Source organism: Pseudomonas sp. 18.1.10, assembly GCF_024655625.1.
In the GTDB taxonomy this organism is placed as follows: domain Bacteria; phylum Pseudomonadota; class Gammaproteobacteria; order Pseudomonadales; family Pseudomonadaceae; genus Aquipseudomonas.
The window spans coordinates 21,012-34,619 of sequence record NZ_JANLGL010000050.1; the positions used below are offsets into that span (position 1 = coordinate 21,012).

Sequence of the window (13,608 nt, forward strand, 5' to 3'; positions counted from 1 at the left end):
CCTCATCAGGTGTAGAAACTCTGCGCCAGCGAACCCAGCAGCAATTGCCAGCCATCCACCAGCACAAACAGCATCAGCTTGAACGGCAGCGAGATCGTGGCCGGTGGCACCATCATCATGCCCAGCGCCATCAGCACGCTCGCCACCACCAGGTCGATAATCAGGAACGGGATAAAAATGGTGAAGCCGGCCTGGAACGCGGTTTTCAGTTCGCTGGTGACAAACGACGGCAGCAGCACGCGCATGGGCACGTCGTCGGGGCCTTGCAGGTCGTCGATCTGCGCCAGCCGCGCAAACAGTGCCAGGTCGCCCTGGCGGGTCTGGGTCAGCATGAATTTGCGAAACGGCTGGCTGCCGTCCTTGAGGAATTGTTCCACCGAGATTTCATCGTGGGAGAACGGCAACCAGGCCTTTTCGTAAGCCTGGTCCAGGGTCGGCGACATGACGAAAAACGTCAGGAACAACGCCAGCCCCAACAGCACCTGGTTCGGCGGCGCCGAGGTGGTGCCGATAGCCGTGCGCAGCAGGCCAAGCACAATGATGATGCGGGTGAAGCCGGTCATCATCAGCAGGATCGCCGGCAGGAACGCCATGGCGCTGAGCAGCAACAGGGTTTGCAGGCTCAGCGACCATTGCTGGCCGCCCGCTTGCCCGGTGAAGGCGCTGAGGCCCTCCATGCCGGTCATGAGGCACGCCCTTTGCGGGTCAAGGCATTGGCCAGGCGCTCGGCAAAACCGCCGGCGACCACCGTTTCGGGCTCCGCTTGCGGCGCGTCCATCTGCGCAAGCGCGGTAACCTGCTGCGCCGTCACGCCCAGCACCAACCATTGCCCTCGCACCTCCACGATCACCACTTTCTCGCGCTGGCCGAGGCCAGTGCTGCTGACCACGCGCAGCTGCTTGCCGGGCACCAACGCCCGTGTGCCCATGCGCCGGGCGAGCCAGCCAAACACCAGCACGCAGCCCAGCACCACAGCCAGGGCAAGGGCGGTTTTACCCAGCAGCGCCAGGTTCATCACGCTGTCCGTGGGCACGCCGAGCGGCGGGCTTGCGCTGTTCATCGGTTGAGCTTTTGCACGCGTTCGGACGGCGTGATGATTTCAGTGATGCGAATGCCGTACTTGTCATCCACCACCACCACTTCGCCCTGGGCGATCAGGTAGCTGTTGATGAGGATGTCCATCGGCTCGCCCGCCAGGCCATCCAGCGCCAGCACCGAACCCTGGGCGAGTTCCAGCAACTGTTTGATGGTGATGCGCGTACGGCCCAGCTCCACGCTGAGCTTGACCGGAATATCCATAATCATTTCCAGCTCACGCGCCGCAGCGGTGGGCTGCGCCGGCGCCAGCGGCTTGAACACGCTGGAACCTGCGCTCGGCGCCGGGCTTTCCTGCGCCGCATCGGCCGCCTCTTGTTCGGCCAGGGCAATCGCCCACGGGTCGTCTGCCCCTTCGGCGATGGTTTGTTCGGCCAGGGCGTCGGCCCATTCATCCGGCTCTTGGGGCTCGGTAACGGTTGGATCAGTCATGCTCGGAGTCCTTGGCTGTGGGGACGTGGCCCTTCACGAATCGGCTGGAGGAAGAGGAAGAAAGGCTCAGGGAATGATCGACCAGATCCTTCACCAACAAGGCGCGCAGGCCGTTCTGGCTGCCGTACTCACAGGTCATGACCGGTACGCCATCGACCCGTGCGCTGATGATGTCGGGCAGTTCGATGGGCAGCACGTCGCCGACTTTCAGCGCCATGACTTGGCCGACGCGCGCGTCCATTTCGACAAAGTCGGCGATCAGCTCAATCTCCGACTGCGCGATTTCGCCCGCCATGCGCTTGTTCCAATGGCGTTCTTCCTCAGGATTGGTGTCCGTCAGCGGGCCGTTGAGCAACTGGCGCATCGGTTCGATCATCAGGTACGGAATGACGATATTGAAATCGCTGGAGAGGTTGCCGACCTCCAGGTGGAAAGTGGCATTGACCACGATTTCATTCGGCGAGCTGGTGATGTTGGCGAACTTGGCCTGCATCTCCGAACGCAGGTATTCGATTTCCAGGGGGTACACCGACTTCCACGCGCCCTTGTAGGCGTCCACCGACAGCCCCAGCAAACGCTGGATGATGCGCTGTTCGGTGCGGGTGAATTCGCGGCCTTCGGACTTGGTCACAAAGCGCCCGTCGCCGCCGAACAGGTTGTCCACCACCATGAACACCACCGCCGGCGGGAACACCACCAGCGCCGTGCCGCGCAGCGGTTTCATCGCCAGCAGGTTGATGTTGGTGGGCATCGGCATGTGCATCGAGAATTCGCTGTAACTCTGGTAGCGCACGCTTTTGACGGTGATGTCGATGCTGCGCCGGATCAGGTTGAACAGGCTCATGCGGAAATAACGGGCGAAGCGCTCGTTGATGATGTCCAGCGCGTGCAAGCGCTCATGGATCACCCGGTGCTGGGTCGCCGGGTCATACGGGCGGACCCGCGCGGCGTCGAGCGTGCCGGCTTCTTCGTGGGCAGCGTCGGTTTCGTCGCTGCCGCGCAGCAGCATGTCGATCTCGTCCTGGGAGAGCAAATCGTCGATGGCCATGGGTTACTGCACGATAAAGTCGGTGTACAGCACGCGCAGCAACGCGGGGGCGGGTTGCTGCGGCGCCAGCGGTTGCTTGAGGGCGTCGAGGATGCGCGCGGCCAGCGCGGCCTTGCCCTGGGGGGTTATCAACTGCGTGCTGTCCTGGCCGCTGACCAGGGTCAGCAACTGGCTGCGCAATTGCGGCATGTAGTCGGTCAGTTGGGCCTGGGTCGCGTCGTCGGCGACTTCCAGGGCGAACCCCACATATAACAGGCTCGGTTCATCGCGCTGGTTGGACAGGTTCACCGTCATCGGGGCCACCGTGACCAAGCGTGGCGCCTGGGGTTTGTTCGCCACCGGCGCGGCCTGGGCGACGTCCACCTGGCTCAGGTAGAGGTAAGTACCACCGGCACTCGCGGCGACGACAAGCAGCGCCAGCAACACAATCAGGAGCCAGGGGGTTTTGCGGGTGGCGGTCATTGGCGGGAACCATGCAATGAAGGGAAACGATCAGGCAGGGCGCCAGTATGACCAGCGCCCCGCCCCGCCCATGGCGCGATAAGACACGGGTAACGGCGGTATCTCGCTGTTTTGATTTGGGATTCACACGTACAGGTCAATCGCCGAGCGGGCTAGCCGCACTTGTTGCACCACCACCGGTTCGGCCACTGGCGAGGTGTCGCTGCGGCTGAACGTTGACGGCTGCGGATCACGCTGTGCACTGCCGCGCGACGACTGATCGCTGACCGACGCCTGCCCCAGCGCAATACCCTGGCTCGCCAGCGCCTCGCGCAATTGCGGCAACGCCTGTTCCACCGCCGCGCGCACCGAGGCATGGGCGACCTGGAACTGCGCCTGGGTGGTGCCGTCGTTCAGTTCGAGGCTGATGGACAGCGGGCCAAGGTCGGCGGGGTGCACGTGCAGGTCGACTTGCCTGTCGCCACGGCTGACCATATCGACCATCTGCTGGCCAAGGTCGGCCGCCCAATCGCTGCTGCCGACGGTGGCGGCGACGACCAAATCGTTGTCGGCAACGGGAGCGGCGACCGGGCTGGCCGGTGCCGGCGCGAGGCTGAACACGCCAGGCGAAGGCGGATTGTCGGGTTGGCGGTCATCGGCTTGCGGGCGCACCTGCGGTACCGCATCCGCCACAGTGGCGACAGGCGCGGGCATGGCGTCCGGCAGGTCCAGCGGTTCTGGCGTGTCAGGCTCCTCCTCCGCCACGACCGGCAGGCTCGGGGCCTGGGTTGTCGCGCGGCTGATCGCGGGCTCGGGCGCGGTCGGTGCCACGTTGACCGGTACCGGCAGGCTGACCGGAATGGGCGGCGCGACGATCACTGCCGACGTGTCCAGTTGCCCGGCGCTTTCGATCAGGGCCATGCGCTGGCGGATATCGTCGAGGGTGCTGTCTGTCGCGCTCGTTGGTTTTGTCACTGCGACCTCAGCCACCGGTTCATCCGGCAACACGGGCGGCAGCTCGACCTCGGGCTGTTCCACGGGCAGCGCTTGCACAACGACCGGCGCAACGGGGGCAGGGGCGACGGCCACAGGCGGCTGGACCGCAACCGGCGCCTGCACCACCGGCAACGCTTGCGGCACCGGCGCAACCACCTGGCTCAACACCGCCGAAAACGATTCCGCCAGCGCCACCGGCGCCTCGGCGACAATACTGTCCGCCACCGGCGCAGCCGTCGGCACTAACGTCGCGAGAATATCCATGCTGTTCCTTAAAGACCGCTATCGATGGAAGAAGGAAACGCCGCAACCCGGCGCCGCAACTGGCTGGCCAGTTCATCGGACTGACGCTGCTCCACCCGCCCCGCCAGCACCTGTTCCTGCTGCGCCCGCCGCGCCAGCAGCGCCTCAATCGAGCTGACCTTGCGCCACTGCGCCATCCACGTGAGCTGGTGATGGGCGACCTGCTTGCGATGCCGTTCCAGGCTTTTTTGAGCACGCTCCACCGCCTCTTCCAGCGACTGTAAAAAGCCCCGGTAATTGGTCAACGCCGACGGGCTCATGCCATCGTTGGCCAGTTCCACTTGCAGGTTCTGGCGGTATTCCTGCTGGTACTGGTCGAGGGTGCGCAACTGCTTGATAACCTGCTGCTCGGCGCTGCGGCTTTGCGCCAGGGCGCGGGCCGAGACGTCGCGGGCCTTGGCGGCCATTTCGATCAGCAGGTGCAGCGATTGATTGGCCATCGATGATTACTCGAAAAAGTCAGTTGCCGGGGAACAACAAACCGAGGCCGTGCAGGGTCTCGTCGACGCTGGCACGGTCATCGATGCGTTGTTGCAGGAAGCGCTCGATATGCGGGTACAACCCCACGGCGCGGTCGAGTTGCACATCGTGGCCCTGGGCGTAGGCGCCGACGCTGATGAGGTCGCGGTTGCGCTGGTAACGCGAGAGCATCTGCTTGAGTTGGTTGGCCTTGCGCTGCTGGGCATCGCTGGCGATGGCGGTCATGGCGCGGCTGATGGACGCTTCGATATCGATGGCCGGGTAGTGCCCGCTTTCGGCCAACTGGCGCGACAGCACGATATGCCCGTCAAGGATCGCCCGCGCCGCGTCGGCAATCGGGTCCTGCTGGTCATCGCCTTCGCTGAGCACCGTATAAAACGCGGTGATCGAACCGCCACCGGGCGGGCCGTTGCCGGTGCGTTCCACCAGCTTGGGCAACTTGGCGAACACCGACGGTGGATAACCTTTGGTGGCCGGCGGCTCGCCCACGGCCAGGGCGATTTCGCGCTGGGCCATGGCGTAGCGGGTCAACGAATCCATTATCAGCAGTACGTCTTTGCCCTGCTCGCGGAAATCCTCGGCGACCCGCGTCGCATACAGCGCTCCTTGCAGGCGTTGCAGCGGCGATGTATCAGCGGGAGCGGCCACCACCACCGAGCGGCGCAGGCCCTCTTCACCGAGGATATTGTCGATAAAGTCCTGCACCTCACGGCCCCGCTCGCCAATCAACCCGACCACGATCACATCGGCCTGGGTGTAGCGCGCCATCATGCCCAGCAGCACCGACTTGCCGACGCCGGAACCGGCAAACAAACCCAGGCGCTGGCCACGGCCGACGCACAACAAGGCGTTGATCGCGCGAATACCCACATCGATCTGCCGATCAATCGGCGCCCGCTTGAGCGGGTTCAGCGGCTGGGTATGCAAGCCGGCGTGATGGGCGCCGAGCAACGGCCCGCGCCCGTCCAACGGCTGGCCGCCGCTGTCGAGCACACGCCCGAGCAAGGCCATGCCCAAGGGAAAACTGCGATTGCCGCCGCCTTCATCCGCCGCAAACACCCGTGCGCCGGGTTGCAGGCCGTGGATTTCCGCGAGCGGCATCAGGTACAGCGTGTCACCGGCAAACCCCACCACTTCGGCCTCGGCGAACACGCCGTCCAGCTCGATTCGACACGCCCCACCCAACGGCAGGCGCAGGCCCACCGCTTCCAGGACCATGCCGGTGGCGCGGGTGATGCGCCCGCTGCGCAGGTGCGGCGCGACCTGCAAGGCTTGGCCATGCAGCGTATCGAGCACAGACGACCAGCGCGCGAGATGCGAGTTCATGGCAACGCATCCAACATGCGCTCGACATTGCGATCGAGCAGCGCCAACCGCGATGGCCGCGACGCATCCAACTCGCCACCCGCGCTGACCACCCGGCAACCGCCCGCCTGCATCGCCGCGTCGGCGTGCAACACCCAGCCCGCCGCATCGATCTGTTCGCCGAGGCTGTCCTGCACGCGCTGCATGTCGTCGGGGTTGAGCCACAGCTTGGGCTTGCCGGTGAGTTCCAGGTCGCTGTCGAGCAGGCGTTTGACCAACACCAGCACCTGTTCCGGCTGCGCGTTCAAGGCTTCGCCGGCCAGTTGTTGCGCGGCGTCCAGGGCGATGCGCACCAGTTGCCGGGCGATCTGCGTGTCCAAGGCTTTCAGCGCTTGATCAAAATTGCGGCATAGCTCCAGCAGCGGTTGCAGGGACTCGTGAATCTGCTGCTGCAACTCCACAGTGGCGGCTTGGCGACCTTCGTCCAGGCCCTGTGCATAACCTTGCTCCAGGCCTTGGGCATGCCCGACCTGCTGGGCCTCGACGATGGTTTTTTCGCGCAGCACCTGCATCTCCAGCTTGTGCTGGAAGGCTTGCTTGCGCAGGCGTTCGCGATGGCTGCCGTGGGGGTCGTCGCTGGCCGCCGCCGGGCTGCCCAGCGGGTCCATCTGCCAGGGTTGCCAACGCTCAGACATAGGTGTCGTTGCCGCGTGCGGTCACGATGTCGCCGCTGTCGGACAAGCGCCGCACCACGGCAAGAATGGCCTTCTGTTCGGATTCGATCTGCGACATGCGGATCGGCCCGCGCGCTTCCATGTCCTCGCGGAACAACTGGCCGGCACGCTGGGACATGTTGTGCAGGAAGCGTTCGAGCAACGCCGGCGGCGAGCCCTTGAGGGCGATGGCCAGGGAGTTTTGATCGACCTGTTGCAACAGGGTCTGGATGCCACGGTCGTCGACGTCGATAAGGTTTTCGAACAGGAACATCTCGTCGAGGATCTTCTGCGCCAGGTCGTCGCTGTGTTCGCGCACGGTGCCGATGGCCAGTTCTTCGTGGGCCGAGCTCATCAGGTTGAGGATTTCCGCCGCCGTGCGCACGCCGCCCATTTTGCTGCGCTTGAGGCTTTGGCCGTCGAGCATCACGCCAAGCACTTCGGTGAGTTCCTGCAACGCCACCGGCTGCACGCCGCTGAACGTGGCGATGCGCAGGATGATGTCGTTGCGCAGGCGGTCCGGCAGCAATTGCAAGATGTCCGAGGCCTGGTGACGCTCCAGGTGCACAAGGATGGTGGCGATGATCTGCGGGTGTTCGTCGCGGATCATCTCGGCGACCATCGAGGCTTCCATCAGGTTGAGCTTGTCGATGCCCGAACCGGTGTTGGTGCTTTCGAGGATGTCGTCGATCAGGCTGGCGGCGCGTTCGCTGCCCAGGGCCTTGGTCAGCACCGCGCGGATATGGTCGCTGGTCTGGATATTGATGGCGGCGTACTGGTCGGTCTCGTCCATGAATTCTTCGAGCACCTGGCGCATTTCTTCATGGGACACCTGGCTCAGGCGCGCCATTTCCATGCTGATGGCCTCGACGTCTTCGCTGGGCAAAAACTTGAACACTTCTGCCGCGCTGTCCGCATCCAGGGACAGTAAAAGGATGGCGCTGCGCCGCGAACCGCTGATCTTGCTAGTCATTTTTCTTCATCCATCCGCGCACGATCATGGCCACCAGTCGCGGGTCTTCGGCCGCGATCTGTTGCAGGCTCTGCATGTTCTGTTCGTACACCGCCGACTTGCGCGGCAAGGTATGTGGCGCGCTTTCCTGGCCGGCGACCAACAGGCTGGTGCCCGTGCTGGACGGCACCAAGGCCGTGCCCGGCTCGGCGTTGTTCGCCAACAGCGCCTGGGTGTGCGCCGCGTTGCGTCGCTGCATCGGGCGCAACACGATCCACCACAGCGCCAGCGCGGCCAATGCCACGGCGAGGTAGCGCAGGCCGGTGCTCAGCAGGGTGTAGGCCTCGGGGGTTTTCCACCAGGGTTGTTCGTCGACGCTGGTATCGGCTTCGACGAACGGGCTGTTGATAACTTGCAAGGCATCGCCACGGCTTTCGGTAAAGCCCATGGCCTGGCGCACCAGGTTGTTGATGTTGTCGAGTTCGTCCTTGCTCAGCGCTTCGCTGGTCGGCTTGCCGTCCTTGAGCACGGTGCGGTAGTTGACCACCACCGCCGTGGTCAGGCGCTGCAGGGTGCCCAGGCTGGACTTGACGTGCTCGACGTTGCGGTCCACCTCGTAGTTAATCATCCGTTCGCTTTGGCTGGCGCTCTTTGCGGCTTTCGCCTCCGGCGCCGCAGCCGTGCCGCCGGCCGGGGTCGGCGCGTTGGCCTTGGTCGGCGGAGGAGTGTTGGGCGGTGAGTTGGTCAGCGCGCCGGGCACGCCACGGCCGGCATCGTCGCCGTCCTGCACATGCTCGGAGGTTTGCTTGCTGCGCACAGCGGCGGCGTTGCTGTCCTGGTTCGGCGCGTAGCGTTCGGCGGTGCTTTCGCGGCTGGAAAAATCCACCTGGGCGACCACTTGGGCGTGCACGTTCTGGCTGCCCAGCAGCGGCGTGAGGATGTCTTCGATACGGCGCTGGTAGGAGCGCTCGATCTCATGCACATAGTCGAGTTGCGAACCGTCGACGCCGCTGTTGTCACCGTGGGTCTGGGACAGCAGGCGGCCGTTCTGGTCGACCACGGTGACCGCGTCCACGCTCAGCTCCGGCACGCTGGAGGTGACCAGATGCACAATCGCGCTGGTCTGGCTCGGCCCGACTTCGCGGCCGGGTTGCAGGGTCAGCACCACCGAAGCGCGGGCGGCTTCGCGGTCGCGCACAAACACCGATTGCTTGGCCATCACCAGGTGCACCCGCGCCTTGGCCACCGGCCCCAGGGATTCGATGGTGCGCGCCAACTCGCCTTCGAGGCCGCGCTGGTAGTTGAGGTGTTCGGCGAACTGGCTGACGCCGAAGGCTTGCTTGTCGAGCAATTCAAAGCCGACGCTGCCGCCCTTGGGCAAGCCCTGCTCGGCCAGTTGCAGGCGCAGGGCGCCCATCTTGTCGCCTGGCACCAGGATGGTATTGCCGCCTTCGCTGAGGCGATAGGGCACGGCGCGCTTGTCCAGCTCGCTGATGATCTGCCCGCCGTCGGCCTCGCTGAGGCCGGAAAACAGCACGCGGTATTCCGGCTGGCGCGCCCACAACAGCAAGGCGACCACCACCGCGATCACCGCTGCGGCGGCCATCAGCAACGGCACCAGCGGCTGGCGGCGGAACAGCGTGGTCAACGCATCCAGGGGTTTGACAGGGACCGGGGTCGCCAGGTTTTTTTGTGCGCCTTTGGCCAGGACTGCGGTACTCACGAAGGTAGGGCCTGTGCGAAAGACATTGCAGCGTCCGGTAACAGTAGTAGGCGGCCATTCTGGCGAAAACGGCCAAAGCCAAAGGCCGGAAAAGCCACTGCTTTTGCGGTCAATTGGGCGAATGTGCCGGGGGCCAGGCTTGTTAACCTGCTGGCCTGATCGCAGCTTGTGGAACCTGCACCATGAACCCGTCCGCCCTGACCAATGCCCTGCAACAACTGTCGCTGTTGGCCGAACAGGCCGAAGGCGCGAGTGCACAACGCAGCGCGCCCGCCGGTGGGTTTGCCGGCGAATTGCAGTCGTCGCTGCAGCGCATCAACCAGTTGCAGCAGACCGCCACTCGCCAGTCCAACGCATTCCAGGCCGGCAGCGAATCGGTGTCGCTGAGTGATGTGATGGCCGATTCGCAGAAAGCCAGCGTCGCGTTCCAGATGGGCGTGCAGGTGCGCAACCGCCTGCTCACCGCCTACAAGGACGTGATGGCGATGCAGGTCTGAAAAAAGTCGGCGCGCCCCTAAAGACGAGCCCGCGATTGGCCGATGTTGCGTTCAAACGCACCCCAGCACAGGCACACCCATGGCAACCACGACCTCCACCACCTCGTCGACTGCAACCATTACCTCTCTCGGGGTCGGCTCCGGCCTGGACCTGGACAGCATCCTGACCAGCCTGGAAGAGTCCAAGGAAGCCAGCCTGCTGACGCCCATCACCAACCAGGAAACCTCGGTCAACGCCGAGATCTCCGCCTACGGCACCCTGACCAGCGCCCTGACCAAGCTGCAAACCGCCGCCGAAGCCCTGGCCGATTCCAGCCTGTACACCGCGCTGACCACCAGCCTGTCCGGCAGCGGCGTCACCGCCGCAACCACCAGCGAAGCCGTCGCCGGCACCTACAAGCTGGAAGTGACCCAGTTGGCCCAGGCGCAAAGCCTCACCACCGATGGCGTCGCGAGCAAGACCACGGCCCTCGGCACCGGGACCCTGACCCTGCAAGTGGGCACGGCCGACGCGGTGTCGATCACCCTGAGCAGCAGCAACAACACCCTGGAAGGCATTCGCACGGCGATCAACGCGTCCGGCGCCGGGGTGACCGCGTCCATCGTCAACGACGGCACCGGCACGCCGTACCGCCTGGTCTTGACCTCCGACAGCACCGGCACCGCGTCGACCATGACCGTGACCTACAGCGGCGACGACAGCAGCGATACTGCCTCCAGCCTGTTCGGCTACGACGGCAGCACGGGCAACATGACCCAGACCGTCGAAGCCCTGGACGCCGAACTGACCATCAATGGCATCTCGGTCACCAGCCAAAGCAACACCGTCGAAGACGCGTTGCAAGGCGTCACGCTGAACCTGTCCGCCGTCGGCAGCTCGCAGACCCTGACGATTTCCCAGGACACCGACGCGATCTACGACGCCATCGAGTCGTTCGTCAGCGCCTATAACAGCTACGTGTCCACCGTCGACACCCTCACTTCCTACGACGCGGATGCCGACACGGCGGGCGAATTGCTCGGCGACTCGACCACGCGGCGCATCAGCACCAAGCTCAGCAGCGACCTGTACAGCGCGGTGGGCAGCGGCACCTTCAGCTATTTGTCGCAGTTGGGCATTTCCCTGGAAGTCGACGGTACCTTGCTGATCGACGAAGACACCCTGACCAGCGCGATCACCGACAACATCGATGGCGTCTCCGAGTTCTTTGTCGGCAGCGATGGCACGTCCGGCTTCATCGGCCAGATGACCACCGACCTCGACACCTACCTCGACGAAGACGACGGCCTGATCGTGGCGCGCACCGACAGTCTGGCGACCAAGCTGGAGCAATTGGAAGACCGCTACGACGAAAAACAGGCGCTGATCGACTCCGAAATGGCGCGCTGGACCGAACAGTTCACCCAACTCGACACCCTGATCGCGTCGCTCAGCTCGACTGCGGACTACCTCACCACCCAGTTCGACGCCCTCAACAGCGACAGCTGATGACCCACCCGGAGCACACGAGATGAACGCCTATCGAGACGCGAATGCCTACGCCAAGGTGGGCGTGGAAAGCGGCATTTTGGCGGCCTCACCCCACCAGCACATCGTGATGCTGTTCGACAGTTACCAGGCCACGCTGCGCATCGCGCGCCTGCACTTGCAGGCCGGCAATATCGCCGCCAAGGGCCAGGCCATCACCAAGGCGATCAACCTGGTCAGCCAGGGTTTGCGCGGCTCGCTGAACCTGGAACACGGCGGCGAGATTGCCGCACAGCTGGACCAACTCTACGACTATGTGGTTCGCCTGCTGCTGCGCGCGAACTTGAACAATGACGATGCCGCGCTGAACACGGCCGCCGAGTTGCTGGAGAATGTCGCCGCAGCCTGGCGGGCGATTGGCACGCAGACCGAGGAAGCGCAGTAGACATGATGCAATCACAACTGATCGCGGCCTACGAACAACTGCTCGAACAATCGCAACGTTTGCTGGAGTGCGCCAAACACGCCGACTGGGACGGTATCTTCGCGCTGAAGTCCCAGGGTTTGATTGACGCCGCTTACTTGCGCCGCGCGCAAGACCAAGTTGATCTGGACGCCAGCGGCCAGCAATACAAACTTGAACTACTCAGCCAGATCCTCGCGCTGGAAGAGCAAGTTAACGGGTTCTTGCATGCGCGACAAAATGACTTGGGTGAACTGATGCAGATCAATCGGCGCAAGAGCAATTTAAACAACACCTACGGTGCCTCTTCCAATCAAGTGATACCAATAAGCCATTATTTGTATCGAAAGAAATAACAAACACCTACACGCTGCATCTACGGGCGACACATAAGTGTGAAAATATCTTTGAGGTAGGCTAAAACACTGAAAACAGACAAGAAAAATCATTCCTCAGTCTGTTATCGTACGGCGCACTTAATACTTTAGAAAAAATTAAAAAATCCGGTATTCACGGCCAGCTAGCGGATGGCCGGGAGCATGAATAACCGAATAACGCTACATCCAGGTACTTGTTGTACAACCCAACACGCCTGACTTTAGTACTTGTCGATTTGCAGCACTGTCTGCCAGAGGTCATGCCATTAGGCGTGCCGAACTGTAGTACCCAACGGGAGGGGTAGAAAGTTGCCAAATACCAACACTGAGCTTGAAGACATCCAGGACCTGAACCTGTCCTATTTATTACTGGCGCAAAATCTATTGCGCAAAGATCGCGAGATCGCGATTTTCCGCCTGAAACTCAGCGACCCCATGGCCGACCTGCTGACCAAACTCAGCAGCAAGCAAATGACTCAACTGGCACGGGTCAACCAGTTGATCTGTCGCCCGGTGTTTGAAGAGACCGAGCGTTTGTCCAAGGTGCTGGGCAACGCCCGCGAACTGGGGATGGTCGAGATCCACTCCGCGCTGTTGATGGCATCCGCTGAGCGCAGCGGCGATTTGCGCATCGGGGAAGGCTGACCCATGTCAGACAAAAGCCTGGTCACCGAAATGCAGCAAGTGCAACTGGCCATCGAACTGATTGAGCTGGGTGCACGGCTGCAGGTGCTGGAAACGGAGACCACGCTCAGTCGAGGCCGCCTGATCCGACTCTACAAGGAAGTACGAGGCGCCTCTCCACCCAAGGGCATGCTGCCCTTCTCCACCGACTGGTTCGTGACGTGGCTGCCGAATATTCATTCGTCACTGTTCTACGGCATTTACCGCAGCCTCATGGAAATTGGCGGGCATCGCATCGATGCCTTCGTCAAAGCCTATCGCCTGTACCTGGAACAGGTCGGCGACCAGGAAGGCGAGCTGGTGCTGGGCCTGACCCGGGCCTGGACCCTCGTGCGGTTCTTTGAAAGCGACATGCTGGAATTGATCCGCTGCTCGTGTTGCTCCGGCGAGTTTGTGGCGCACTCCCATGCGCCGGCGCAGCACTATGTGTGCGGCATCTGCCAGCCGCCGTCGCGGGCGGGCAAGACCTTGAAGCGGCGGGATATTGATGCGCAGCTACTGGCGAATCTGCCGCCGATGCGCAAGGCCTGAGACGGAACCCGATCAAAATGTGGAACGGGCTTGTGTGGGAGCGGGCTTGCTCGCGAATGCGGTGTGTCAGTCAAAGATGTTCCAACTGAGCCACCGCTGT

Annotated in this window: 17 protein-coding genes; 6 read left to right on the forward strand and 11 right to left on the reverse strand. The window is 63.2% G+C overall.

The annotated features are described in order from the left end of the window. Window positions 1-5: 5 nt before the first annotated feature. From fliP to fliF, 11 genes are all read right to left on the reverse strand, one after another. Entirely contained in the window at window positions 6-686 is a 681-nt protein-coding gene (gene fliP, locus NUV89_RS11500) for a flagellar type III secretion system pore protein FliP (RefSeq protein ID WP_017735843.1), read from the reverse strand. Continuing rightward, window positions 683-1,060: a flagellar biosynthetic protein FliO gene (gene fliO, locus NUV89_RS11505; RefSeq protein ID WP_257781393.1), complete on the reverse strand. Its 378-nt coding sequence runs from the start codon at window positions 1,058-1,060 to the stop codon at window positions 683-685. Before fliO ends, fliP begins: the two co-directional genes overlap by 4 nt. Further along, a complete protein-coding gene (fliN, locus tag NUV89_RS11510) occupies window positions 1,057-1,527 on the reverse strand; it encodes a flagellar motor switch protein FliN (RefSeq protein ID WP_257781394.1) in 471 nt (156 codons plus the stop codon). Before fliN ends, fliO begins: the two co-directional genes overlap by 4 nt. Further along, window positions 1,520-2,575, reverse strand: a complete 1,056-nt coding sequence (gene fliM / locus NUV89_RS11515) for a flagellar motor switch protein FliM (protein WP_124526386.1) — start codon at window positions 2,573-2,575, stop codon at window positions 1,520-1,522. The genes fliN and fliM overlap by 8 nt, the downstream gene beginning before the upstream one ends. 3 nt (window positions 2,576-2,578) lie before the next feature. Then, a complete protein-coding gene (locus NUV89_RS11520) occupies window positions 2,579-3,037 on the reverse strand; it encodes a flagellar basal body-associated FliL family protein (protein ID WP_257781395.1) in 459 nt (152 codons plus the stop codon). A 123-nt stretch (window positions 3,038-3,160) separates the two neighbouring features. Then, window positions 3,161-4,276 (reverse strand): flagellar hook-length control protein FliK, encoded by a 1,116-nt coding sequence (locus tag NUV89_RS29830; protein ID WP_308220194.1) that lies wholly within the window; start codon window positions 4,274-4,276, stop codon window positions 3,161-3,163. A gap of 8 nt (window positions 4,277-4,284) precedes the next feature. Continuing rightward, window positions 4,285-4,755, reverse strand: a complete 471-nt coding sequence (gene fliJ / locus NUV89_RS11535; RefSeq protein ID WP_257781396.1) for a flagellar export protein FliJ — start codon at window positions 4,753-4,755, stop codon at window positions 4,285-4,287. Window positions 4,756-4,774: 19 nt separating this feature from the next. Then, window positions 4,775-6,121 (reverse strand): flagellar protein export ATPase FliI, encoded by a 1,347-nt coding sequence (gene fliI, locus NUV89_RS11540; RefSeq protein ID WP_257781397.1) that lies wholly within the window; start codon window positions 6,119-6,121, stop codon window positions 4,775-4,777. Next, window positions 6,118-6,795: a FliH/SctL family protein gene (locus tag NUV89_RS11545; RefSeq protein ID WP_257781398.1), complete on the reverse strand. Its 678-nt coding sequence runs from the start codon at window positions 6,793-6,795 to the stop codon at window positions 6,118-6,120. The genes fliI and NUV89_RS11545 overlap by 4 nt, the downstream gene beginning before the upstream one ends. After that, complete coding sequence (gene fliG / locus NUV89_RS11550; RefSeq protein WP_017735852.1) at window positions 6,788-7,786, reverse strand: flagellar motor switch protein FliG; 999 nt, start codon at window positions 7,784-7,786, stop codon at window positions 6,788-6,790. The genes NUV89_RS11545 and fliG overlap by 8 nt, the downstream gene beginning before the upstream one ends. Next, window positions 7,779-9,488 carry a flagellar basal-body MS-ring/collar protein FliF gene (fliF, locus tag NUV89_RS11555; protein ID WP_257781399.1) on the reverse strand — a complete coding sequence of 570 codons (1,710 nt, stop codon included), beginning with the start codon at window positions 9,486-9,488 and terminating at the stop codon, window positions 7,779-7,781. The genes fliG and fliF overlap by 8 nt, the downstream gene beginning before the upstream one ends. 182 nt (window positions 9,489-9,670) lie before the next feature. Here fliF and fliE point away from each other — a divergent pair, with 182 nt between their 5' ends. The 6 genes from fliE to flhC all read left to right on the forward strand — a co-directional run bounded on the left by fliE (window position 9,671) and on the right by flhC (window position 13,508). After that, window positions 9,671-9,985 (forward strand): flagellar hook-basal body complex protein FliE, encoded by a 315-nt coding sequence (gene fliE, locus NUV89_RS11560; protein WP_017735854.1) that lies wholly within the window; start codon window positions 9,671-9,673, stop codon window positions 9,983-9,985. A 79-nt stretch (window positions 9,986-10,064) separates the two neighbouring features. Then, the gene (gene fliD, locus NUV89_RS11565) at window positions 10,065-11,474 is read left to right on the forward strand and encodes a flagellar filament capping protein FliD (RefSeq protein ID WP_257781401.1); all 1,410 of its coding nucleotides are present in this window, start codon (window positions 10,065-10,067) and stop codon (window positions 11,472-11,474) included. 22 nt (window positions 11,475-11,496) lie between these two features. After that, on the forward strand, window positions 11,497-11,898 hold the full coding sequence (gene fliS / locus NUV89_RS11570) for a flagellar export chaperone FliS (protein WP_124526392.1): 402 nt from the start codon (window positions 11,497-11,499) through the stop codon (window positions 11,896-11,898). Window positions 11,899-11,900: 2 nt separating this feature from the next. After that, window positions 11,901-12,272 carry a flagellar protein FliT gene (gene fliT / locus NUV89_RS11575; protein WP_124526393.1) on the forward strand — a complete coding sequence of 124 codons (372 nt, stop codon included), beginning with the start codon at window positions 11,901-11,903 and terminating at the stop codon, window positions 12,270-12,272. Window positions 12,273-12,602: 330 nt separating this feature from the next. Further along, window positions 12,603-12,938 (forward strand): flagellar transcriptional regulator FlhD, encoded by a 336-nt coding sequence (flhD, locus tag NUV89_RS11580; protein WP_257781402.1) that lies wholly within the window; start codon window positions 12,603-12,605, stop codon window positions 12,936-12,938. 3 nt (window positions 12,939-12,941) lie between these two features. Beyond that, window positions 12,942-13,508, forward strand: coding sequence for a flagellar transcriptional regulator FlhC (gene flhC / locus NUV89_RS11585; RefSeq protein WP_017735859.1), 567 nt, complete (start codon window positions 12,942-12,944; stop codon window positions 13,506-13,508). Window positions 13,509-13,608: the final 100 nt, after the last annotated feature.